The sequence below is a fragment of the Parabacteroides sp. AF17-3 genome (assembly GCF_003635445.1).
Classification (GTDB): Bacteria; Bacteroidota; Bacteroidia; order Bacteroidales; family Tannerellaceae; genus Parabacteroides; species Parabacteroides goldsteinii.
Genome location: NZ_QTMM01000017.1, coordinates 183,728 through 205,915 on the forward strand (window position 1 = coordinate 183,728; position 22,188 = coordinate 205,915).

The 22,188-nt window shown below is 45.4% G+C and carries 23 protein-coding genes and 1 tRNA gene; 18 read left to right on the top strand and 6 right to left on the bottom strand.

Annotated features, from left to right (window positions below; all coding sequences use genetic code 11):
• Window positions 1-69 precede the first annotated feature (69 nt).
• Window positions 70-507, top strand: coding sequence for a LytTR family DNA-binding domain-containing protein (locus tag DWW91_RS21675; RefSeq protein ID WP_010800543.1), 438 nt, complete (start codon window positions 70-72; stop codon window positions 505-507).
• A gap of 102 nt (window positions 508-609) precedes the next feature.
• Window positions 610-1,656, top strand: a complete 1,047-nt coding sequence (locus DWW91_RS21680) for a DUF2776 domain-containing protein (RefSeq protein ID WP_009859504.1) — start codon at window positions 610-612, stop codon at window positions 1,654-1,656.
• An 11-nt stretch (window positions 1,657-1,667) separates the two neighbouring features.
• Here DWW91_RS21680 and DWW91_RS21685 read toward each other — a convergent pair whose 3' ends face one another.
• Window positions 1,668-2,870: a hypothetical protein gene (locus tag DWW91_RS21685; protein WP_010800542.1), complete on the bottom strand. Its 1,203-nt coding sequence runs from the start codon at window positions 2,868-2,870 to the stop codon at window positions 1,668-1,670.
• On the bottom strand, window positions 2,857-4,179 hold the full coding sequence (locus tag DWW91_RS21690; RefSeq protein ID WP_122328889.1) for a DUF4270 family protein: 1,323 nt from the start codon (window positions 4,177-4,179) through the stop codon (window positions 2,857-2,859). The genes DWW91_RS21685 and DWW91_RS21690 overlap by 14 nt, the downstream gene beginning before the upstream one ends.
• Before the next feature lie 264 nt (window positions 4,180-4,443).
• Between DWW91_RS21690 and DWW91_RS21695 the strand changes: the two genes are divergently transcribed.
• From DWW91_RS21695 to DWW91_RS21740, 10 genes are all read left to right on the top strand, one after another.
• On the top strand, window positions 4,444-5,445 hold the full coding sequence (locus DWW91_RS21695; RefSeq protein WP_009859501.1) for a kelch repeat-containing protein: 1,002 nt from the start codon (window positions 4,444-4,446) through the stop codon (window positions 5,443-5,445).
• Window positions 5,420-5,791, top strand: a complete 372-nt coding sequence (locus DWW91_RS21700) for a DUF4907 domain-containing protein (protein WP_009859500.1) — start codon at window positions 5,420-5,422, stop codon at window positions 5,789-5,791. The genes DWW91_RS21695 and DWW91_RS21700 overlap by 26 nt, the downstream gene beginning before the upstream one ends.
• Window positions 5,792-5,897: 106 nt before the next feature.
• Window positions 5,898-6,755, top strand: a complete 858-nt coding sequence (locus tag DWW91_RS21705) for a GyrI-like domain-containing protein (RefSeq protein ID WP_044215299.1) — start codon at window positions 5,898-5,900, stop codon at window positions 6,753-6,755.
• 225 nt (window positions 6,756-6,980) lie between these two features.
• On the top strand, window positions 6,981-7,802 hold the full coding sequence (locus tag DWW91_RS21710) for a helix-turn-helix domain-containing protein (RefSeq protein ID WP_122328890.1): 822 nt from the start codon (window positions 6,981-6,983) through the stop codon (window positions 7,800-7,802).
• Between the two features lie 89 nt (window positions 7,803-7,891).
• A complete protein-coding gene (locus DWW91_RS21715; RefSeq protein WP_010800538.1) occupies window positions 7,892-8,260 on the top strand; it encodes a VOC family protein in 369 nt (122 codons plus the stop codon).
• A gap of 378 nt (window positions 8,261-8,638) precedes the next feature.
• A complete protein-coding gene (locus DWW91_RS21720) occupies window positions 8,639-9,958 on the top strand; it encodes an MATE family efflux transporter (protein ID WP_122328891.1) in 1,320 nt (439 codons plus the stop codon).
• Between the two features lie 56 nt (window positions 9,959-10,014).
• Entirely contained in the window at window positions 10,015-11,415 is a 1,401-nt protein-coding gene (fumC, locus tag DWW91_RS21725) for a class II fumarate hydratase (protein WP_122328892.1), read from the top strand.
• A 292-nt stretch (window positions 11,416-11,707) separates the two neighbouring features.
• Entirely contained in the window at window positions 11,708-12,565 is an 858-nt protein-coding gene (locus DWW91_RS21730; RefSeq protein ID WP_224264370.1) for a helix-turn-helix transcriptional regulator, read from the top strand.
• A gap of 49 nt (window positions 12,566-12,614) precedes the next feature.
• Window positions 12,615-13,358 (top strand): alpha/beta hydrolase, encoded by a 744-nt coding sequence (locus DWW91_RS21735; protein ID WP_122328893.1) that lies wholly within the window; start codon window positions 12,615-12,617, stop codon window positions 13,356-13,358.
• 95 nt (window positions 13,359-13,453) lie between these two features.
• Window positions 13,454-13,711, top strand: a complete 258-nt coding sequence (locus DWW91_RS21740) for a hypothetical protein (protein WP_009859492.1) — start codon at window positions 13,454-13,456, stop codon at window positions 13,709-13,711.
• A gap of 76 nt (window positions 13,712-13,787) precedes the next feature.
• Here DWW91_RS21740 and DWW91_RS21745 read toward each other — a convergent pair whose 3' ends face one another.
• Complete coding sequence (locus DWW91_RS21745) at window positions 13,788-14,096, bottom strand: hypothetical protein (RefSeq protein ID WP_010800535.1); 309 nt, start codon at window positions 14,094-14,096, stop codon at window positions 13,788-13,790.
• Window positions 14,097-14,347: 251 nt separating this feature from the next.
• A tRNA-Ser gene (locus DWW91_RS21750) sits at window positions 14,348-14,434 on the bottom strand.
• Between the two features lie 146 nt (window positions 14,435-14,580).
• On the opposite strand from DWW91_RS21750, the gene mltG reads away from it, so the two are divergent.
• The 5 genes from mltG (at window position 14,581) to DWW91_RS21775 (ending at window position 19,191) form a co-directional block, all read left to right on the top strand.
• A complete protein-coding gene (gene mltG, locus DWW91_RS21755) occupies window positions 14,581-15,624 on the top strand; it encodes an endolytic transglycosylase MltG (protein WP_009859490.1) in 1,044 nt (347 codons plus the stop codon).
• Window positions 15,625-15,707: 83 nt separating this feature from the next.
• A complete protein-coding gene (locus DWW91_RS21760; protein WP_046146333.1) occupies window positions 15,708-17,306 on the top strand; it encodes a thiamine pyrophosphate-dependent enzyme in 1,599 nt (532 codons plus the stop codon).
• On the top strand, window positions 17,303-17,884 hold the full coding sequence (locus DWW91_RS21765; RefSeq protein WP_009859488.1) for an indolepyruvate oxidoreductase subunit beta: 582 nt from the start codon (window positions 17,303-17,305) through the stop codon (window positions 17,882-17,884). The genes DWW91_RS21760 and DWW91_RS21765 overlap by 4 nt, the downstream gene beginning before the upstream one ends.
• A gap of 5 nt (window positions 17,885-17,889) precedes the next feature.
• Entirely contained in the window at window positions 17,890-18,396 is a 507-nt protein-coding gene (locus DWW91_RS21770; protein WP_009859487.1) for a peroxiredoxin, read from the top strand.
• Window positions 18,397-18,402: 6 nt separating this feature from the next.
• Window positions 18,403-19,191: a 4Fe-4S binding protein gene (locus DWW91_RS21775; protein WP_009859486.1), complete on the top strand. Its 789-nt coding sequence runs from the start codon at window positions 18,403-18,405 to the stop codon at window positions 19,189-19,191.
• 5 nt (window positions 19,192-19,196) lie between these two features.
• Here DWW91_RS21775 and DWW91_RS21780 read toward each other — a convergent pair whose 3' ends face one another.
• Complete coding sequence (locus tag DWW91_RS21780) at window positions 19,197-19,880, bottom strand: response regulator transcription factor (protein ID WP_046146335.1); 684 nt, start codon at window positions 19,878-19,880, stop codon at window positions 19,197-19,199.
• The gene (locus DWW91_RS21785; RefSeq protein WP_224264373.1) at window positions 19,877-21,310 is read right to left on the bottom strand and encodes a sensor histidine kinase KdpD; all 1,434 of its coding nucleotides are present in this window, start codon (window positions 21,308-21,310) and stop codon (window positions 19,877-19,879) included. The genes DWW91_RS21780 and DWW91_RS21785 overlap by 4 nt, the downstream gene beginning before the upstream one ends.
• A 130-nt stretch (window positions 21,311-21,440) precedes the next feature.
• On the opposite strand from DWW91_RS21785, the gene DWW91_RS21790 reads away from it, so the two are divergent.
• Window positions 21,441-22,073: a hypothetical protein gene (locus DWW91_RS21790; protein ID WP_010800531.1), complete on the top strand. Its 633-nt coding sequence runs from the start codon at window positions 21,441-21,443 to the stop codon at window positions 22,071-22,073.
• Window positions 22,074-22,188: the final 115 nt, after the last annotated feature.

The following is a 22,188-nucleotide window of genomic DNA, read 5'->3' on the forward strand; positions in this document are numbered from 1 at the left end:
TCGGTTCTTAACCTTTGTTCACCGAATATTCTTATTTATTTGTAGTGTAAACTTAAAAGAAAAGCGACTATGTTGAAATGTATTACTTTCGATGGAGATGCTTCTACGTTGAATGCTCTGATGGGCTATTTTGAGAAGTTGGATAAAGCATTGGCTGATGTGCATGAAGTGTTGCACAAAGAACAGACTGAACAACCTGTTTTTGTTCGGGAAGGAAGTAAGATCATTCGCCTTCGTAAAGAAGAGATTCTTTTTCTGGAAGGCTATGGCGATTATGTGAAGATTCATCGCACGAACGGCAAACCGCTGCTTTCGCAGGTCAGCCTGAAGCGGTTTGAAGAAAACCTCACCGACAGTTTGTTTTGCCGTGTGCACCGTTCTTATATCGTATCTCTTTCCCACATCAGTTATATCGAACGGAAACGTATCCGCATCGGTGACGAGTTGATCCCGATCAGCGACTCCTACCTTCCGGCACTTATGGGGCGGTTGGCCTTGCAGGAATAGGTCTCCCTGTCCCTGATAACTAAAAAGATTCTATAAAAATGTAATTTGAGGAACAATGCCGTAATCCTGTCTGTTTGGAGGAAAATTAAAAACAAATAGACTATGAATTACGGCATTAGTGTTCTTTTTAGGGCTATACCCTTGTTGATGGCCCTGTTCTGTTTCGGTTACGGCTGGTTCGTGTATGAATATGGAACCGACCCGAGCCGTTTTGTGGCTGGTCCGGTCGTATTTTCTTTGGGTATGATTTGTATAGCCCTGTTCTCAACGGCGGCAACCATTATCAGGCAGATTATTAATACTTTCGGAGAGATCAGTCGGTATGCGCTTCCGGCATTGGGATATTTGTCGGCTATCCTGACGGTCGTTGCAGGGATATGGATTATGCGGTCGCCTGATACGGCATCGTTTGTAGCCGGTCATGTAATCTGCGGAGTGGGACTGATTACTGCTTGTGTAGCCACAACTGCCACCTCTTCCACCCGGTTCACCATGATTACCGTCAATTCGAAAAAGACAGGCCATGATATTCCGCCCGAGGCTTTTACCCGTGCCCAGGGACTGACCCTGATTGCTATTGCCGGACTGATCGCCTTGACTGTCTGGATATGGGCATTCTGCCTGTTAGCCCATAGCGACCAGAGCTCGAAATATTTTGTGGCTGGCCATGTGATGATCGGCCTGGCCTGTATCTGTACGAGTCTGATTGCCTTGGTAGCGACTATTGCCCGGCAGATCAGGAATATATTTTCTCCTACCGAACGTGAATTCTGGCCTATTATGGTATTGGTCATGGGCAGTATTTGTGTTGTATGGGGAATTATCCTGATCCTGGCTACCATCAATCCGGCAAACGGTACAACAGGCTATATCATGATCGGACTGGGATTGGTATGCTATAGCATTTCCAGCAAAGTGATCCTGCTATCCAAAATATGGCGGCACGAATTCAAATTATCAAACCGTATTCCGTTAATACCTATATTTACGGCATTGACTTGTTTGTTCCTGTCCGCCTTCCTGTTCGAACTGGGTTCCGCTCATGCTTACTATTTTGTTCCGGCCAGAGTTTTAGCCGGCTTGGGTGGCATCTGCTTTACTTTATTCTCCATTGTCAGCATTCTGGAGAGCGGGACATCTTCGAAATAGAAGGCTCCCGATTACAATTTCAACTTATAAAACAACTCACTCAGCGTATACGTAACCGTCATCCCGAAAGTGCTCTGTCCGTATACATCATTATTTAGTTGGGTCTTGTCGTAGTAAAGGGCTACGTTGATCCGTCCGTTCGTTACCGGAAGTCCCATTCCGGCACTGAAGCGGTAGGCGTAACCTTTTTGCCCGTTGATCTGCAAGTAAGGAGTCGACAGGTTTACTCCGGCCTTATACGAACTGCGTTTCCAGAAACTCGAAGACGAATAACCGTTGGGCGAATAATCGAACCCCAGCCGCAACTTATGCGAATCCCTGAATTTTACCCGGCTGTCACCCGATGAAAGGCTGCTGTACTGGTGGAAATCATAGTCGAGCGCATAAGTACATTTCTTGTAGGTCAGCGAGCCGCCTATGCCGGCAAATTGAGGCAAATATTGGGTTGTATTCCTTTTACTCTCCTCTGTTTCGCTGCTGCTATAAACGATTGCGATCGAATTTTCAATGCTCAGCCGCTGTTTATATCCGTAAACGGCCCCGATTGTAAAAGCCGTCTCTTTTCCGATCTGGCGGTGATATTGCAATCCGAAATCAGCATAGAACGCATGCGTGTACATTCTGTTTTCTACGGAAATGCTACTCTGGCTTTCCGTAAGTTTAGTGTTTCCGAAGATGTAACTGACGTTGACGCCAGCCGATAGATTCTTGCCCAACATAAATGCATTGGTCAGGTAAACCTTTGACAGTCCGCCATATCCTTCGAACGTACTTGTATAGTATGAACCGGGTGAGCCTTCCAGCGGTTCCGTACTCTGGAAATAATAGCCGACCGATGAATAAGGGGTCAATCCCGCTGCCATATACCAGTGCGGCATGATACGTCCTGCCAGCGTGAAAGCCGACATATTTCCGGTGAAAGCATTGCTGTTGCCGTTTTTCGACTGGTACGACTCGCTTTTCATAAAGGCGGATGTCTCGGCAAACAACCGGAGCGTGTCGAGCCCCGTCAGGCCAGCCGGATTTTCCGTATTGAGCAACCAGGTGCTGCGCATACCTGTCGATACACCCCCCATCGCCGAATTGGAACCATACAATCCCGTTACGATCTCGCCGATCCCGAACATCGAGTAAGGCGACGAGGTCATTATATTTTGTGCGTTGACGGTAACTGTCAGTAAAAGGAATAGAGTCAGATGCTTAATAACTTTCATATACTTTGTAGATTAGCTGTAAAACAATGGGCGAACGGCCTTGCTGGTCGCTGAAGGTCAGGTTGCGGAATGTCTTTGTATAAGTATCTTCGTTGAATACCAGTTGCAGGTTATGCTTATACATACCGAAAGCTCCCAGTTCCTGTTGCATAAAACTGGTAATGTCGAAGTAATAATAGGTATTTTCATCATACGTATCATCTTTTACCAATGTTCCGCTTTGCACCTCTTCACCGAGATAGTCGGTCACGGCATCGGTAACCACGTTGTTCTCGTCGGCGATATAAAGATAAAGGCTGTCGGGCAGGGCATTCTCTGCCGAAAACGTGCCCGGTTCAGGATAAATTTTTAGCAGTGCGCTTTCAATCGCTACCTGCTCTCCCTGCATAAGGATATTATTGATATAAGGAAATTCCAGGCGGGCATACCATCCCAGTCCGCCAAACAAAACACCCCTGTTATCCAGTTGGGAGGAAGGGATTTCCTTCTGCTCGGGAGGAAACGGTTCCAGCGCCGTACCGCTCCGGTCATGCTCGTAATGATTGAACTGGGTGCTGGTATTGGGCGTAAAGGTCAGTTCCTGTTCGTTTTCCTTTTCATCTATTATATGGTAATGGAGAACGAGCACGGCAGAACTGTCGGCCACCTGGAAGGAGAGGAGCGACTGGTTGTCGGCCCCTTCGGGAATAACGACCAGCCCTTTGAAATAATCTTCGAAATAATCGGAATTAACCTGTACGTCGCGGCTGTGGAAACGGGTCAGGAAATCCTGTCCCATTTCGTCCGGGAGGCGCACTTCCACTTCTTCCCCGCTGTTTGGCCGCGGGATAAAGCTATGGCTTGCCAATGGTTCGGCTTCATAGGTGAACGACGAGGTGTTGTAAAGATAACCGTTGTCTCCCAGCCTGAGTTTCTGGGTCAGCCTGTGTACGTTGAAGTGTTGGGCCTTCAGCGTGTCGCCGATATAATAACCTCCGTACCTGAAGGTGAGCATAAGCGAATCGAGTACGACGCGCTCGTCTATATCGGTATTATAGGAAGGACGGTTATAGGATACATAACCGGATGCGGACATTTTGCCCCATACCGGATGCGTATATTCACCCAGCAAGACGAGCTCCTTGCCGGAGGTTTCCAGCGAGTCAATCAACATGGCTGCGACTGTCACCGTACTGGTGTCGGTACTGATATTGCGGAATGCCGAAGATACTAATCCGTTACCATACTTATTACTCTCGTCATAGCAGGATTGGAAGAGGCAACCGGCTGTTGCCAGGCATATCCATAGCAGAAAAAGGCTTCTTTTCATATATATAATACTATTCTATTGACCGCACAAAGAACCGGATTCGGTATTTCCTGTGCAAGAATAACCTGTCAATGCCCCGGATTTCTCTGTTAATCGCCTGATTCCGCAGATTAGTCGGCGGTAAGCCGGAAACAACGTCCGAAAAAGCCTTTTACCTCCCATAAATACCCGTTCATCGGACAGGAACCGCCATTTGTCGATTTAATTTGCCGGTGTTTCGGATACTTTATTCTTTTGCAACCGTAAACAGTAACACGTTATATGATGACACAAAAAAGACTATTTCTGTTCCTGCTGGCGTTGCTGCCTCTGGTAATGGTATCCTGTGGGGATGACGATGATGATGATTTGATAGGTAAGTGGTATCGCGTATCCGACTTCGACGGCCTGGCACGCAGTGATGCCTCTTCGTTCTCTATTGGAAATAAAGGCTATCTGGTTTGCGGGTATGATGGTAAAAACTGTCTGTCAGACTTGTGGGAGTATGATATGGACCGCGATTCCTGGACACAAAAGGCTAACTTCCCGGGGACAGCCCGAAACTCAGCGGTGGCCATGACTGTCGATAGTAAAGGTTATTTCGGAACCGGCTATGACAGAGTGAACCGTCTGAATGATTTCTGGGAATATGACCCTGCTACCAATACTTGGACACAGAAAGCCGACTTTCCCGGAACGGCGCGTTACGGTGCGGTGGCTTTCGGTGTCAGCGGAAAGGCCTATATCGGTTGTGGTGACGACGGAAATTATCTGAAAGATTTCTATGCGTTCAATCCTTCTTCCAACAGCTGGCAGCAGATCGTTAGTATCGGGGGGACTAAACGCTGGGGTGCCACCAGTTTTGTTTTGGACAACAAGGCATATGTCTGCTGCGGAGTGAACAACGGAGAATATGTGGACGATTTCTGGATGTTTGACCCGTCGACGGAATCATGGACGCAATTACGCGACATAGCCGATACTTCAGATGATGATTATGACGATGATTATAATATAGCACGTATGAATGGTGTGGCTTTCGTGATCGACGGAGCTGTCTACCTGACCTGCGGTGAAAGCGGAAGTTTACGTTCTGACACCTGGAAATATTATCCTGCAACCGATTTGTGGGAAAATGTAGCCAAATTCAAAGGTACGGCCCGTACGGTTGCGGTCGGCTTCTCCAATGGTGAGAGGGGATTTGTGGCAACGGGTAAAAGCAGCACTTACCGTTTTGATGATGTTTGGGAACTTCACCCTTATGAATACGACGATGATGACTATTAAAGGTAGAAAAGCTCTTTGGGGCTTGGTGCTGCTACCGGTACTTATTTTACTTATTTATTTCCGTCCCGGGGAAAAGGGGTCTCCGGACGGCCGGCAACCGGAGTTGCAAACGTTTCAATTGGAGGATGGCTGGGGCTATCGGATCGTGATGAATGAGAAGGTGTTGATATATCAGCCCACCATTCCTGCAATTGACACGCTAAGGTCTTTCCCGGATGAGGCCAGTGCCCGTAAGATCGGCGCGCTGGTCCTGGAAAGGCTCAACAACAATGAAAATTTTTCAATAACAATGGATGATATTAAACATTCACTCTCTGATTTAGAAACAAACGATAATTCAACGTGAACGTCGGAAGGGGCTGCCAGTGATGGTCGCCCTTTCTCTTTTTAGCAAGATAGGACAAGTAGGTTTTCAGGCCGGAGGTTATCTTTGTAGCGAAATACAAAAGAATATGGAACAACGACCTGCAACAACGGAAGAGTATCAGCGTAAAGTAAATATCCTCGTGGAGTATATCAACAATCATTTGAGCGAAACAATTGATCTGGATATACTGGCAGAAATGTCCGGTTTTTCGCCCTGGCATTTCCATCGGATAGTAAAGGCATTCCTCGGTGAAAATATAGGTGCCTTTATCGTCAGGATGCGAGTCGAGACGGCCGCTCGGTTACTGCGTCACTCTGATATGCCGGTACAGGAAATATCCTGGCGCGTTGGATACGATGTACCCTCTTCTCTGTCGAAGGTGTTCAAACAGTTCTATGGTATTTCGCCGAACGGATATCGTAAAAACAAAGATTACATTATCATGAGACCATTAGAAATAAGACACGATTTGAAAATAGAAGCGGAAGTGAAAGAACTTCCGGCCTGCCAGATCGCTTACCTGCGTCTGTCGGGAGCGTATATGAACCTCGATTATTGCGGAGCCTGGCAAAAGTTATGGGGATTCGTGAAAGAACAGAACCTCTTCTCAGAGGGCATCGAGCATATCTGTATTTATCATAACGATCCCAAAGTGACCGAGCCGGATAAGTTGCGGACAGACGTTTGCCTTATCCTCCCCAAACCGGCGGAACCGCGGGGTGAAATAGGAGTAAAACAGTTGCCGGGCGGCAAATATGCTGTTTACCGCTATCAGGGTTCTTATGAACATCTGAAATCCGTATACGATACGGTCTATTCGCACCTGTTACCGGAAGGCGGCTATAAACCGGCCGACTCCCCGGGGTATGAAAAGTATCTGAACAATCCGGCCAATACGGCACCGGAAGAGTTGATGACCGAGATTTATGTCCCGGTCGAATAGACGGCTTTGCCGGACATCGGCATGGTCGCCTATACGACTAAAGCAGGAATCATCCCGGATGATTGTAGTAATCATGTGGGATGATTGTGGCAATCATGTAGGATGATTCCTGCCTTAGTCCACGGAAAAAGGGTGGCAGATTGCCGGAATGATGTCGGCAGCTCTCCGACAGTTTTGTACTTCGATAGTTATATCCTGGCCGGATAAATTTGTATATTTGCCGCCATGGAATCATTTCAGATCGTATTACCATCGCCGGCACTTGCTCCTTACATCAGGCATTACTGGTTGCTGGAGACGGATAGTGTCGCCCGGAGTACCGAGCGTATTATTCCGTGTGGTAATATCCAGATGCTTTTCTACCGCGGAAATCCGGTCTCGCTTTCTTCCCGGCAGGATACCCGCCGGTTGGATAGCCAGTCCGTCCTGTGCGGGCAGTTCGTCGGCTTCTCCGACCTGAGCTATACCGGAAATATAAAGATATTGGCTGTCGTTTTCCATACCTATGCCGCCAATGCGTTTTTCCGTATACCGGTCAGCGAATTTTGTGACCGGAAGGTTACTGCCGGTGAGGCAGGCGACCGCGACCTGCTGGAACTGGAAGACCGCCTCCTATACGAAGCAGAAGACCGGAATTGTATCCGTCTGGTCGAGCAATTCCTCCTTCGCCGGTTAAATCCCCTGAAATCGTATAACCTGGAGCGCATGCGTTCTGTGATCTCGACGATCGGCCGTGAAAAAGGGGAGATACGTGTATCCGACCTGGCATCTTCCGTCTTTTTAAGTACCAAGCAGTTTCAGCGTGTGTTTACCGGGCATATAGGGATCAGTCCCAAAGATTTCCTGCGCATAGTCCGTTTCCAGCATGCTTTGTATATGTTGCAGTCTGTTCCGGGCATGACCTTTTCGCGGCTGGCCTGCGAATGCGGTTTCTACGACCAGCCTCATCTTATCAGCGAGTTTAAAATATTCTCCGGCTATACGCCGAAGGAATACCTGTCCCTCTGTGCACCCTATTCCGATTATTTTTCTACCGAAAACGACTAATGTCCTTTTTTTCCAAGTTTGCTCCTTCGGCGTGTCCTACCTTTGCATTGTCAATTGGCAGAAATAGTTTAACGACAAAAAAAGTGAACATGAAAAAGTTAGTTTCTTTCTTCGAGATCCCTACGGCAGATTTTGGCAGAGCCGTGAAGTTTTATGAAACAGTGTTGAACCTGGAATTGAGCGTGATGGAATGCGAATCCGAAAAGATGGCTTTCTTCCCCGACGAGGACGGCTTGGCTCCGGGTGCTATCTCATGGGCGGCCGACTTCCTTCCGGCAAAGAACGGCGTGCTTGTCCATCTGAATGTGGACGACATGGATGCAACGCTTGCTCTGATCAAAGCCAACGGTGGCAGCATCGTCCGCGAAAAGACAAAGATCGAATCCGAAGACCGCGGCTATTTCGCAATGTTTTCCGATAGCGAAGGAAATACGTTGGGATTGTATTCTGATAAGTAAACATGCTTGAAGGAGGTGCTGTAAAGTCTGTTTTGTCATGACGCACTTGATCCGACAATTCATGCAACCTGTTTTGTCGGTGTAGTATGCGATCCTAGGGCTATCCAAGGATGACTGTGGAGAGACTTTGGGCACCTCCTTGTTATTTCCTGAAAAAACTCCTACATTTGTTCCCGAATCAAATAATCCGATTATTCAACTTATGAAGTGGCAACTCTGTATATAGCGTCGTTCTCCCGGACATAAGGCAAAAACTGTTTTGCCTGACTTTCGCTATCCTTTTTTATACAGGGTACAATCTATCTATTTTTTAGTATTCATGGTCGCGGTATGTTCTCTAGCGGGAACGTATGCCGACGCTATATATTAAGTTGAATTATGAATTTCACATACAAACAGATCTGGCTCATCAACTATCCCGTGATGATGAGCATTTTAATGGAACAACTGATTAATATTACCGACGCTATATTTCTGGGGCATTACGGGGAGGTTGAACTGGGCGCTTCTGCCCTGGCCGGCATGTATTACCTGATTCTTTATATGCTGGGTTTTGGTTTTAGCCTCGGATTGCAGGTTATGGTGGCACGCCGTAACGGCGAACAGAAATACGATGAAACGGGAAAGGTGTTTTTTCAGGGATTGTTTTTCCTGGTAGTGCTGGCGGTTTTCCTGTTCCTGTTATCCAAATGGATTGCACCGGTTATTTTATCCGGATTGGTCACTTCGGATGAGGTCTATGGTGCCGTAATGGATTATCTCGACTGGCGGACATTCGGGCTTCTGTTTACTTTCCCGGCACTGGCTTTCCGTTCTTTCTTTGTCGGGATTATCAAAACCAGGGTGTTGACTGTTGGGGCCGTGGTTATGGTGACGACCAATATCCTACTGAATTACCTGTTGATATTCGGTCATGCAGGGTTTCCACGGTTGGGTATTTCCGGCGCCGCTCTGGCTTCGACCTTGTCTGAATTGTCTTTTTTAATCGTCTTTCTTGTCTATATCTTCCGGGAGGTAGACAAACGTCAGTATGGCTTGCGGCCTGTGTATGACGGGCGGTTGTTGCTCCGTTTGCTTCATCTCTCCGTGTGGAGTATGATGCATGCTTTTATCAGTGTGGCTCCCTGGTTCTTTTTTTTCGTGATGATTGAACATCTGGGAGAAAACATACTGGCTGTAGCCAATATCATCCGGAGCATATCGACGGTCTTTTTTGTGATCGTCTGCTCATTCTCGACAACAACGGGATCGTTGGTCAGCAATCTGATAGGGGCAGGCGAATACGCAAAGGTGATGCCTTTGTGCCGTAAAATGGTTTGCCTGGGTTATTTTGTAGGACTTCCTTTGATTGTGCTGACCTTCTTTTTCTCCGATGCGGTGTTGGGCGTTTATACGAAGAATGAGGAGTTGATCCGGATTGCCTTCTGGCCTTTTACGGTCATGCTGGCTAATTACCTCTTTTCGGTTCCGGCTCATATTTATTGCAATGCCGTTACCGGAACCGGAAGGACCCGTACGGCTTTCCTTTTTGAAGTGGTTACGACGGTTTTCTATGTGATATACCTGTATGTATTGTCCGCAACCCCGAATCTCCCTCTCGCTGTGTATTGGACGACGGAACATATTTATGTCCTGTCTCTCTTCGTCTTATCTTATTGGTACATGAAGTGTGTATATAAAAAGACATACCGGTTGTAATCGTAAACAATTCATAATCTGAATGGTTTTATAAGAAAAACGAATAAGAAGAAGTTATGGAATGTCGAATAGAAAAAGATACCATGGGAATCGTCAGGGTTCCCGTGGATGCTTATTACGGAGCGCAGACGCAACGTAGTATCGAAAACTTTGAGATTGCACAAGATATAAACCGTATGCCCAAAGAGATTATTTATGCCTTTGCCTACCTCAAAAAAGGAGCTGCGCTGGCCAATAAGGATGCAGGTGTGCTGTCGGCGGAAAAGTGCGATCTGATAGTACGTGTCTGCGATGAGATACTGGCGGGCCGCCTGGATGAGGCGTTTCCCCTGGTGGTCTGGCAGACTGGTAGCGGTACGCAGACCAATATGAATGTGAATGAAGTGATTGCCAACCGTGCACATGTCCTGAATGGCGGAAAACTGACCGATGAGGTAAAGGTCCTGATGGCTAACGACGATGTGAATAAATCGCAGTCGTCTAATGATACGTTCCCGTCGGCTATGCACATCGCCGCTTATAAGATGCTTCGGGAGAACACGATTCCGTCTCTGGAGTTGTTGCACCGTACCCTTGTCATGAAAAGCCGGGAGTTCATGCCGATCGTCAAGATCGGGCGTACTCATTTTATGGATGCGACTCCTTTGACTTTGGGGCAGGAGTTCAGCGGGTATGCCGCCCAACTGGAATACGGCATCCAGTCGATAAAGAATACGTTGCCGCATCTGGCGGAACTGGCGCTGGGAGGTACGGCTGTCGGTACCGGTATCAACACTCCGGAAAACTATGGGGAGAAGGTGGCAAAGAAAATATCAGAACTGACCGGTCTGCCGTTTGTCACGGCACCCAATAAATTCGAGGCGCTGGCAACCCATGATGCGATCGTTGAAACGCACGGTGCGTTAAAAGTCGTCGCAGTCAGCCTGATGAAGATAGCTAACGATATCCGTATGCTGGGTTCCGGTCCGCGTGCGGGAATCGGTGAAATCCGTTTGCCGGAAAATGAGCCGGGCTCGTCTATCATGCCGGGGAAAGTGAACCCGACCCAGTGCGAAGCTCTCACCATGATTGCAGCGCAGGTCATGGGGAACGATGTGGCGATCTCCGTAGGCGGTGCGTCGGGGCAGTTTGAGTTGAATGTGTACAAGCCGATGATTATTTATAATTTTCTGCACAGCGCGCGGCTGATTGGTGATGGTTGCCGGAGTTTCAACGACCATTGTGCTGTCGGTATCCAGCCGGTAAAAGAGACTATAAAGAAACATCTGGACGACTCCTTGATGTTGGTGACGGCACTCAATCCGAAGATCGGTTATTATAAAGCAGCTTCGATTGCCCAGAAAGCATTTCGTGAAAACAAATCGTTGAAGCAGGCAGCCGTTGATTCCGGGTTGCTTACGGCCGAAGAGTTCGATGAATGGGTGGATCCTTCCGGAATGGTAGGCAGGATTGAGTAACTTAATTTTCTGATAAGTAATTGATAAAGTGCTGTTTTTGTAGTATATGCAGGAACTGCACTTTTTTATTTTCGGAAAGCGCCGGACAATAATAGCCTCGCCGTATTTCCGTAGCAGATATGTAAACATTAACGATGGATATGTGAGTTGTTTAACCGGAAAAAGTTATACATTTGTTTCAAATTGTGAAATGAGCCTTTTGTATAGTGAGTGAATAACCGACTGAATGCGATACCGTTGTAAAGGTAAATATGAGGAAACACTAATGTCGGAATTAAAAATGGGGGATGTAATGAAAAAGTTACTTTATTTGGAAGAGCATATATCTTGTAAAGATTATTCTCCGGATATTTTAGTTGGATTTAAACATCGTATAGTAAGAGAGGAGAGTGAACTGAAAGAGCAGGACAAGGATTGCCATCATCTGATCTTTTTCCTGGAAGGTGAAGCTGTTATTTGTTGTAATGAGCAAAGAAACAGAATCATCCGGTCGGATGAGTTTATATTGATCCCGAAGTCTTCTGATTTTTTCTGTAAGATATTATCTGATTCCAACCTTGTTATATTTACGTTTGACCGTTTCCCCGGTGCTTGCAATAAACTGGAACTTCAATCGCTGGCTCCCCTTAGTCGTGAGATCGAGTATGATTATCAGCCGACTGTTATATATCCGCCTTTACGTTTATTCCTGGAGACTATCATAGAATACCTGGAGTCGAAGATGAACTGCAAGCATTTGCATGAGATAAAGTCGATGGAGCTGTTTTTGCTGTTTCGGGGATTTTATCGAAAAGAAGAGTTGGCTTATTTATTTCATCCTATCGTTGGAAAATCGCTGGATTTCCGTTCCCTCATACTTGAAAATTATCTGAAGGTGGACCAGGTGGACGGGTTGGCAAAAATAGCCGGTATGGGACGTACGAATTTTAATAATAAGTTCAAGGAAGAGTTCGGAATCTCTCCCCATCAATGGTTATTGAAACAAAAAGCAAAACATGTGCGTTTCAAACTGGCCGAACCGGGAAATACGCTGAGTGATGTTATGCGGTTGTATAAGTTTAACTCGGCGACTCATTTTACACGTTTCTGCAAGCAGCAGTTTGGCTGCACTCCTTCCGAATTATTACGTCAGCTGAAAGCCGATAGATGATCATTTGAACAAAACCACTATCTTTATGCTTATAAAGTAAAAATGATATATGGAAGGAAGTAAAGTGCAATCACCCGGACTGTGGAGACGTTTGTCATCGTTGGTAAACTGGCTTTGGAAAAAGGAGGCGGAGGATATTACTGTCTATTTTATTTCCGGGATGTGCTATAACTGTAAGGTCTTTGACAAACTGCGGCTTCCGAAGGGGTATAAAAAAGCCTATATTGAATGGTTTATTCCCAGCCCCGACGAATCATTGTCGGAGTATGCCCATAAGATGGCAAAGACGATCGACACCTCGCGCCCGTTTATCCTGATCGGTTATTCTTTTGGTGCCGTTATCATGCAGGAGATGACACTTTTTCTGAAACCGGAGAAGTGCGTTATCATTTCTTCCTTTAAAAGCAAAAGGGAAATCCCTATTCTTTTCCAGGCAGTCAGGAAAGTCAACCTGATGGAGTTTATGCCTAAACGGCTTTTCTCGTCGACCGACTTTATTACCAATGCCTTTAACCGCCTGGTATATAATGCCTCCAATTTCGACCTGGCAGAGTATATGACTGTTACCGATCCCATATATATCAAATGGGCGGTAGAACAGATCACTGACTGGGTACCGGACAATAAGAGCGAACACCTTTATCATATTCATGGCACGGCCGATCAGATCTTTCCTTATGACCGGCTTGAAAATGTTTTTCCCGTTGAGGGAGGCGATCATCTGATGGTGGTCAAAAAAGCGGATACAGTCAGTTCCATTCTGGATATCATCTTGCTGAAGAAAGAGGATTGATTCCCTGTTTTAATAGAATAATTGCTAAATCAGGCAATAGAAATGAGCTTTTTGGTTGTTGAGTGGGTTATAATGAACAATCAAAATAAATGATTATGGTAAACAGGTTTAGTGACAAGTTGACGACAGAAGAACGCAAGGAACTTCCTTCCTCTGATTTTGGCCTTCCGGAAACCCGTGAGTTTCCTATGCCCGATGCGGCCCATGTAAGGGCTGCCGAATCTTATTTCAGATATGCACCCGAGGATAAGAAGCCGTTGCTGGCTTACCGTATCCTGCAAAAAGCGGCGGAGTTCGGTGTGGATGTGCAGAGTCCGGTTATATTTGAATGGGCTGAAAAACATGAGAGCTAAAAACAACAAAACGTCCGGACTTCCCTGGGGACATCCGGACGTTTGTCTTAACCGACATAACTGTTGTTATTAAATTTTATTTTACTTCTTCGCCTTTGTCATTGAAGGTAACTGTGCTTTCCGTACCTTCGGCTGTAGCGATAACAAGTTTATAAGTCTTGGCTCCGTCTTTTTCTGCTACAGAGGCTTCTTTGATGGTCTGGCCTGCATAGGCTTTTTCAACTGCTGTTTTCACTACTTCGGGAACATCTGCCACTTCAACCTTTGTGTACTCATCCTGAGTAGACTGACAGCAAGCTACTGAATCAACACTTGTTTCTGCTGCGATAGCACTCATACAACCAACACCCATAACCATTGCCATTACTACTAATACCTTTTTCATGATCTTAATTTTTTTAATTCAACAATCTTTTATTACTAATACGCTTAATGTAATTCAATTCGTGTGCCAAACGGATGGTATGATTGCTTGTGTGTTGATAATCAAATAGTATTGCGTATTCGTGATTGTGCCAGACTGTAGAATGGGGATGTGGAATTGGGGAAATGTGATGAAATTTTCCTCAATGGCAGGTTCGTTTTAGGGGGTAAAACAACAAAGGCTGTCAATCTTTCGACTAACAGCCTTTGGAGCGGAAGCGGGGGGATTCGAACCCCCGGTACCCTTACGAGTACGTCAGTTTAGCAAACTGGTGGTTTCAGCCACTCACCCACACTTCCATGTGTTCTGTGCTTCTTCCTTAGAATTGCGCTGCAAAGATAGGCGGATGTTTTTAAATAAACAAAGGATTTTGCATCTATTTTTTCGGAAAAAGGTATTACTTTTGTGACCTGTTCTGATAATCAGTATTTTATTGGAGGAAAAAATGAATAAGAAAAAACAGGGGAAGCGTAATATACTAATTGGGATTGTCGTATTTTTAGTCTTTTTGCTGGCGGGCACAGGTTTCTGGGGATACCGTCTGGCATGGGCGCCTAACTTTACTCCCAAAGAAACGGTTTATCTGTATATAGGAAAAGACAAGGATTTCGGCGAACTTTGCCGTCAGTTGATTGATTCGGCCGGCTGCAATCGTATCGGAAGTTTTAAACAGTTGGCCGGATTCCTGCAATACCAGGGAAATATGAAGACCGGCCGATATGCGGTATCGCCGGGAATGAGCAACTTGGAACTGTTGAACGATCTGCGGCGCGGTCATCAGGTGGCAACCCGTCTTACCTTTAATAATATCCGCTTTAAAGATGATCTGGTGGAACGGTTGGACGAACAGTTGATGCTGGATAAAGATGACCTGCTTGTCTTGCTGAACGATTCGGCTTATTGCGATTCGCTGGGATTTACTACCGAAACAATCCTCTCCATGTTTATTCCGAACACCTATGAGGTCTATTGGAATATTCCCGCAGAAAAACTGATGCAGCGTATGAATCGTGAATATAAAGCCTTCTGGACGGAAGCACGTCTGGAGAAGGCAAAAGCGATTGATCTGACACCTGCGGAAGTCGCCATCCTGGCCTCTATCGTAGAGGAAGAAACGGCTGCGGCGGATGAATATCCGATTGTGGCTGGTTTGTATCTGAATCGTCTGCATCGTGGCATACCGTTACAAGCCGATCCTACCGTCAAATTTGCAGTGGGTGATTTTACCTTGCAACGTATCCTGTTCGAACATCTGGAAATAGATTCTCCATATAATACATATAAATATGCCGGGTTGCCGCCCGGACCGCTGCGTGTCCCGACTATCAAGGGGATGGACAGCGTTTTGAATTATATGAAGCATAATTATCTTTATATGTGCGCCAAAGAAGATTTTTCGGGCCGGCATAATTTTGCGGCAACGCTGGCAGAGCATAATCGCAATGCAAACCGTTACCGGGCTGAACTGAACAGGAGAAAGATTCGGTAGGCTTTTTGCTTTTTGTTTATGGTAAAAGCTGTATCTTTGGCTGTTGGTATAACATAAAAATCAATTTAAGAAAACAAATATACATGGAAAAACAACTATTCTTGGGGGATGAGGCTATCGCACAGGCTGCGATCGATGCCGGTATTTCCGGTGTTTATGCCTATCCGGGTACCCCTTCTACTGAAATTACCGAGTATATACAAGGCTCGGCAGTAGCGAAAGAACGGGGAATACACAGCCGTTGGAGTACGAATGAAAAAACAGCAATGGAGGCAGCTTTAGGTATGAGTTATGCCGGAAAGCGTTCGCTTTGCTGTATGAAACATGTCGGACTGAATGTGGCGGCAGACTGCTTTATGAATGCCGGAATGAGCGGTATCAACGGTGGTATGATTATTATTACGGCCGACGACCCTTCCATGCACTCATCACAGAACGAGCAGGATAACCGTGTATATGGAAATTTTGCTATGATCCCGATGCTGGAACCATCCAGCCAGCAGGAAGCATATGATATGGTGTATGAAGGTTTCGAGCTATCGGAAAAATTGGGTTATCCGATCCTGATGCGTATTACTACCCGTATGGCGCACTCTCGTGCCGGTGTGGTAACGCGTCCGATCAAGGAAGAAAATACGATGAGTTGTCCGCCTGACGGCCGTCAGCGTTTTATCTTGCTTCCGGCTTTGGCACGCAAACGTTTCAAAGTATTGCTGGAAGCGCAGAAAGGGTTTACCGAAGCGGCTGAAAGTTCAAAGTATAACCAGTATTTCGATGCTCCCAACAAAGAGATGGGTATCATTACCACCGGTATTGCATTCAACTATCTGTCGGAGAATTATCCTGACGGGTTCGAATATCCGGTATTGAAGATTACTCAATATCCGTTGCCACGTAAGTTGGTGGAAAAGATTACAGGCGAATGTAAGGAAATTCTGGTGCTTGAAGAAGGCTATCCGGTTGTGGAAGAGCAATTGAAAGGTTTCCTGGGTAAAGGGATAACTGTTCACGGCCGTTTGGACGGGACTTTACAGCGTGACGGCGAGTTGACTCCGGATGCTGTAGGCAAGGCTTTAGGCAAAGATATTACCAGTTACTATGCTATCCCCGAAGTTGTGGAACAGCGTCCGCCTGCATTATGCCAGGGTTGCGGTCACCGCGACGTGTATGAAGCATTGAATGAGGTGCTGGCTGAATATAAAGACCCGAAAGTATTCGGCGATATCGGTTGTTACACATTGGGAGCTTTGCCTCCGTTCCGTGCAATCGACTCTTGTATCGATATGGGGGCTTCCATTACAATGGCGAAAGGGGCTTCTGATGCCGGTGTATTCCCGGCCGTATCGGTAATTGGTGATTCTACTTTCACGCATTCCGGTATGACCGGTTTGCTGGATTGTGTCAATGAGGATACAAACATCACAATCGTGATTTCCGATAATGAAACAACGGCTATGACCGGCGGACAGGATTCAGCCGGAACAGGACGCCTGGAAGCTATCTGTGCAGGTATCGGTGTTGATCCCGCTCATATCCGTGTTATGATCCCGTTGAAGAAGAATTACGAAGAAATGAAACAGATCATCCGCGAAGAGATCGAATACAAAGGCGTATCTGTCCTGATCCCGCGTCGTGAATGTATCCAGACATTAACAAGAAAGAAAAAAGCAAGCAAGAAATGAGAGCAGATATTATATTGTCAGGTGTAGGAGGACAAGGTATCCTCTCTATTGCCGCCGTTATTGGAGAAGCCGCTTTGAAAGAAGGTTTGTATATGAAGCAGGCGGAAGTTCACGGAATGAGCCAGCGTGGTGGCGACGTACAGTCGAACCTGCGTTTGTCTGACCAGCCGATCGCGTCCGACCTGATTCCGAAGGGACATGCCGACCTGATCATTTCCCTGGAACCGATGGAAAGTCTCCGTTATCTTCCTTATCTGAAAGAAGATGGTTGGTTGGTGACTAATTCACAGCCGTTTGTCAATATCCCTAATTATCCGGATATGGAGAAAGTAAACGAAGAGCTGGATAAATTGCCGCATAAGGTTATCCTGGATGTGGAAGCTATAGCTAAGGAAGTCGCTACGGCCCGTGCCGCCAATATCGTGATGTTGGGTGCTGCTGCTCCTTTTATTGGAATTGAGTATAATAAAATAGAAGATGGTATCCGTCGTATCTTCGGTCGTAAAGGGGAAGAAGTGGTTGAGATGAACCTGAAAGCCCTGAAAGCCGGTTACGATGTTGCCCAAAGAATAAAATAAAGCCTATGAAGAAGTACCTCTTAACCGTCCTGCTTGCAATTTTCGCGTTTGTAGCCCGTGCTCAGAACGATGGTGATATTATAAAAGTGGGCGACCAGATGCCTGCATTCACGATCGTTTCCGACGATGGTAAACAAATCTCGTCTGCTTCCCTGAAAGGGAAAGTAGTGCTGATAAATTTCTTTGCAACCTGGTGTCCTCCCTGTCAGAAAGAACTGGCGGAAGTACAGCAGAAGTTGTGGCCGAAGTTTAAGGATAATAAAAACTTTCAGATGTTGGTGATTGGACGTGAACATACAGATGCCGAGTTGGCAAAGTATAATGAGAAAAAAGGTTTCACCTTCCCGTTGTATCCGGATAAGAACCGTGCCATCTTCGGGGCATTTGCAAAGAACCTGATTCCCCGTACTTATCTGATAGGTAAAGACGGAAAAGTGATGTATGCCGGCAAGGGATATACCGAAGAGGAGTTTGCCGGATTGATGGATAAGATTGGTGCATCTTTAAAGTAAACGATCATGCAATATCAGAATATACATTTGATTTATTTCTCTCCGACGCATACTTCTGCAAAAATAGCTTATGCAATTGCCGAAGCGTTGGAAGCGGATACTTTGTCCGAATCGGATATTACCCATGAAGGATTGAAGGAACCGCTTTCGATGGGAGGAAATGAACTGGTAATCGTTGCGGTTCCTGTATATGGAGGCCGCGTTGCGGAGACGGCTATGGAGCGCATCCGTATGTTTAAAGGAAACGCAACTCCGGTTATTCCTGTCGTAGTCTACGGAAACCGCGATTACGAAGACGCTTTAAAGGAGTTAAGCGATGCGCTTTCCGCTCAGGGATTCGTGCCGGTGAGTGCCGGTGCCTTTATCGGTGAGCATTCATACAGTCGGAAAGATATGCCTATTGCCGCCGGTCGGCCGGATAAGGACGATTTGTTGAAAGCATCCGAATTCGGTAGCGAAATTCTGAAAAAGTTGGATAACGTATCGACGTTGACGGATTTACAGCCGTTGGAGGTAAAAGGAAATTTCCCGTACAAAGTAAAAGGTCCTTCCACTCCACAGGCTCCTGTGACGGATGAGGATTTGTGTACACAATGTGAGTATTGTATCGATGTATGCCCTGTTGCGGCGATATCGATTGTCGATGATCGTATGTTCAGTGATCCGTCGCTTTGTATTAAATGCTGTGCCTGCGTAAAAGAATGTCCGGAAGGGGCCCGTACTTTCGATACTCCCTATACGGCTATGCTTCATAAAAACTTCAGCGCACGTCGCGAACCGGAATTGTTTATTTGATTTTACTATATGATCAGTTTATAGCCGATCCCCCGGATGTTCACAATCTGAACCGAGGGATCGGCTTTTAATTTTTTACGTAGCTTGGTGATAAAAACATCCATGCTGCGGGCATTGAAAAAGGAATCGTCTCCCCATAACTCCAGTAAAACCGGTTTACGGTGCAATACATCATTCGTATGTTGGCAGAGCATGCGTAGAATCTCGGCTTCCCGATGCGATAATGTTTCTGTTTGGTCGCTTATCTGTAACGTCTGACGGGGGTAATCGAACGTATATTGACCGATGCTGAAAACTTCCGGTCGTTTTTCTTCTTCTATGATTATCGGACGGTTCAATAGGGCGAGGATGCGAACGATCAATTCTTCCATGTCGAACGGCTTTTTCAGATAATCATTTCCTCCCAGGTGAAAACCGGTTACCAGGTCATCGACCGATGAGCGTGCGGTAAGGAATAAGATCGGTGTCTGTGTGTCGGTTTGACGGATCATTTTGGCAAGCGTGAATCCATCCATTTGAGGCATCATCACATCCAATACCAGGATATCCGGTTTTGAGCGGTGATATAAAGACATTGCTTCATTGCCGTTTGCCGCAATTGTAATTTGGAATTTCCGGCGGCTTTCCAAGCTGTCTTTGATTATTTTAGCTAATGCTATTTCATCTTCGGCCAATAATACATGTATCATTTCTTTTCCGGTATTATAATAGTAAATGTACTTCCTTCTTTTTCTTTGCTTTCAACGGTAATAGTCCCGTTATGCCGCTCTATGATGTCTTTGACATAGCTGAGTCCGAGTCCGAAACCTTTCACGTCATGTATATTCCCCTTGGGGACACGATAGAAACGTTCGAATATGCGGTTTAGTTGAACGGTAGGGATGCCTATACCGTTATCTGTCAGGTCGATTTGAGTCCCTTTCTCTATTCGGTTTATCCGAATGGAGATTAGTACGCTTTTTCCGGAGTACTTGATTGAATTATCGAGCATATTGCTGATTACATTGGTGAAATGCAGTTTATCGGCATATATCGTCAGTTCCTCAGGTTCACAGACGATCTGAAAAGAAACAGGTTTATCTGTTTTTAGCGTAAGCTGTTGTGCCAGATTATCTATGACCGGTTTTATCCGGAAAGTCTCTTTTTGCAGCCGGAAGTTTTTGCGCTCGTCGACAGCCATGCTAAGTATCTTTTCAACCAGACCGGAAAGATGCTTTAATTGTTGGCGGCAAAGTGTGAAATATTCCTCCCGTGTCTCTTTTTGTTCGACGAAATTGAATGTTTGCAAAGCGTCGATAGCTGAGTAAGTAATGGTGATCGGAGTCTTCAGTTCATGGGTCATGTTGTTGACAAAATCATTTTTTATCTGGGCGATCGTTTTCTGGTGTAAAATGGTTCGTATCAGGTAGATATAACAAGTTGTCGTAATGATAATCAGAAAGAATGAGGCGAGAAACAATGGCCCCATCCGCTTGAGTACTGTCTCTCCGGGTGCAATGATAAATCCTTGCATGCCGATACTATCGTCACTGTTAACGCCTATTTTTTGGGTGGCAAGCAAATTGGTTGGATTCTGGTTGTCCGGTAAAGAAGAAGCCAGAAGAGTGTCTGTGCCTAGTGTAAAGTCGATAAAATGACGGTTGTATATACCTTCTGCACTGAGAAAGGTTGACCATAGGCTGTCGGTTTTTTCAATGTTTACAGGAGAAATCCCGTTAATAGCTTGCCAGATTCCTTTGAATGCCATTCTCATCATGGGGGTGTTTTCCGGTTTATAAGCCTGAAAAACGGTGCTGTCGGTTTCATTGGATAATTGGAGCCGGGTACGGGAATAATATTTCCGGGGTGTCTGTTGGGAGGCTGTATGGGAAGTACTGTCCATAGAAAAACTGAACTCCACTTGGCCGTGAGGTGCACCGGGTGTCGTGTCGTTTTTCATTTTTTCCATCCGCTCTGTCAGATCTTCATTAATTGCTTGCTGAAGTGTTTCGTTGATAATTCTTCTGATTTGTTGTTTTTCTATGTTATAACTATTCCATAACCAATATCCCTGGAAAAAGAATATTCCCAGGACCGATAAGGAAACGAAGATCAGTATAAGACGCATTTGTAATTTCATATTACAAATATAACTTGATTTGTCTTCGTTCATTCCGGTGGTAACACTAAATAACAGTAGATGGCAATGTGGTAACGGTTTGATTAGGGGGCTCTTTCTATATTTGTATTGTCTTAAACGAAAGAATAATATGAAGAAGATACTGGTTTTATTATTGCTATTGCCTGTTGTCGTATCTTATGCTCAGGAAGGACAGAAGATTAATGCCGGTTTCAAATATTTATTCGGTTGGCATTACACATTGAGCCAAATAGGTAATCCTGGAGTTATTGCCGCTGATATCGGATATGAATTTGATTTTGTCCCTTTCTTTGGGGTTAATGCTGGTTTTGGTGGAGGTGGTTTTACACAGCGAGTTGGGTTGGGAGGATTAAGAGGGGATAATTTAGTCTATAAAGGTTCTTTTTTTTCTCTTCATATCTCTCCGAAGTTTTATTTGCCAATTAAATACGAAGAAAAAATTGATCGTTCCCATTATATCTTTATTGAAAATAAATTTGCTTACAACCGACTGAATTGGAATTTCGATCGTTTGGCAAATAAGGGGCAATCTATTCATCACGAATTCGAATATGTAATAAAGGCTGGTTATCAGTATCCGGTAGGTCGTTCTTTTTCTATAGCCGCTTGGTTGGGATATAGCACGTTGGATTATTATAAATCAGGAATTGTTGAATTTGATAAGAAACTGAAAACATCGACTCCTATAGAAATAGGGATTGGTTTTAGTTATATTTTTAAATATGGGAAGAAAAATATTTAGTAATCCTGAGTTTTTTAAGGTTATGTATAGATACCTTTTTCCTTCCTTCGTTTTCTGTATATACTTGTATCGAACTCAGCCCGGTTACAGTATAAGTGATTCGTTTGATATATAT

Bases quoted from the DNA above. Each gene is read 5' to 3' on its own strand.
- DWW91_RS21675 (WP_010800543.1), top strand. From the start codon at position 70: ATGTTGAAATGTATTACTTTCGATGGAGATGCTTCTACGTTGAATGCT.
- DWW91_RS21680 (WP_009859504.1), top strand. From the start codon at position 610: ATGAATTACGGCATTAGTGTTCTTTTTAGGGCTATACCCTTGTTGATG.
- DWW91_RS21685 (WP_010800542.1), bottom strand. From the start codon at position 2,870: ATGAAAGTTATTAAGCATCTGACTCTATTCCTTTTACTGACAGTTACC.
- DWW91_RS21690 (WP_122328889.1), bottom strand. From the start codon at position 4,179: ATGAAAAGAAGCCTTTTTCTGCTATGGATATGCCTGGCAACAGCCGGT.
- DWW91_RS21695 (WP_009859501.1), top strand. From the start codon at position 4,444: ATGACACAAAAAAGACTATTTCTGTTCCTGCTGGCGTTGCTGCCTCTG.
- DWW91_RS21700 (WP_009859500.1), top strand. From the start codon at position 5,420: ATGAATACGACGATGATGACTATTAAAGGTAGAAAAGCTCTTTGGGGC.
- DWW91_RS21705 (WP_044215299.1), top strand. From the start codon at position 5,898: ATGGAACAACGACCTGCAACAACGGAAGAGTATCAGCGTAAAGTAAAT.
- DWW91_RS21710 (WP_122328890.1), top strand. From the start codon at position 6,981: ATGGAATCATTTCAGATCGTATTACCATCGCCGGCACTTGCTCCTTAC.
- DWW91_RS21715 (WP_010800538.1), top strand. From the start codon at position 7,892: ATGAAAAAGTTAGTTTCTTTCTTCGAGATCCCTACGGCAGATTTTGGC.
- DWW91_RS21720 (WP_122328891.1), top strand. From the start codon at position 8,639: ATGAATTTCACATACAAACAGATCTGGCTCATCAACTATCCCGTGATG.
- fumC (WP_122328892.1), top strand. From the start codon at position 10,015: ATGGAATGTCGAATAGAAAAAGATACCATGGGAATCGTCAGGGTTCCC.
- DWW91_RS21730 (WP_224264370.1), top strand. From the start codon at position 11,708: ATGAAAAAGTTACTTTATTTGGAAGAGCATATATCTTGTAAAGATTAT.
- DWW91_RS21735 (WP_122328893.1), top strand. From the start codon at position 12,615: ATGGAAGGAAGTAAAGTGCAATCACCCGGACTGTGGAGACGTTTGTCA.
- DWW91_RS21740 (WP_009859492.1), top strand. From the start codon at position 13,454: ATGGTAAACAGGTTTAGTGACAAGTTGACGACAGAAGAACGCAAGGAA.
- DWW91_RS21745 (WP_010800535.1), bottom strand. From the start codon at position 14,096: ATGAAAAAGGTATTAGTAGTAATGGCAATGGTTATGGGTGTTGGTTGT.
- mltG (WP_009859490.1), top strand. From the start codon at position 14,581: ATGAATAAGAAAAAACAGGGGAAGCGTAATATACTAATTGGGATTGTC.
- DWW91_RS21760 (WP_046146333.1), top strand. From the start codon at position 15,708: ATGGAAAAACAACTATTCTTGGGGGATGAGGCTATCGCACAGGCTGCG.
- DWW91_RS21765 (WP_009859488.1), top strand. From the start codon at position 17,303: ATGAGAGCAGATATTATATTGTCAGGTGTAGGAGGACAAGGTATCCTC.
- DWW91_RS21770 (WP_009859487.1), top strand. From the start codon at position 17,890: ATGAAGAAGTACCTCTTAACCGTCCTGCTTGCAATTTTCGCGTTTGTA.
- DWW91_RS21775 (WP_009859486.1), top strand. From the start codon at position 18,403: ATGCAATATCAGAATATACATTTGATTTATTTCTCTCCGACGCATACT.
- DWW91_RS21780 (WP_046146335.1), bottom strand. From the start codon at position 19,880: ATGATACATGTATTATTGGCCGAAGATGAAATAGCATTAGCTAAAATA.
- DWW91_RS21785 (WP_224264373.1), bottom strand. From the start codon at position 21,310: ATGAAATTACAAATGCGTCTTATACTGATCTTCGTTTCCTTATCGGTC.
- DWW91_RS21790 (WP_010800531.1), top strand. From the start codon at position 21,441: ATGAAGAAGATACTGGTTTTATTATTGCTATTGCCTGTTGTCGTATCT.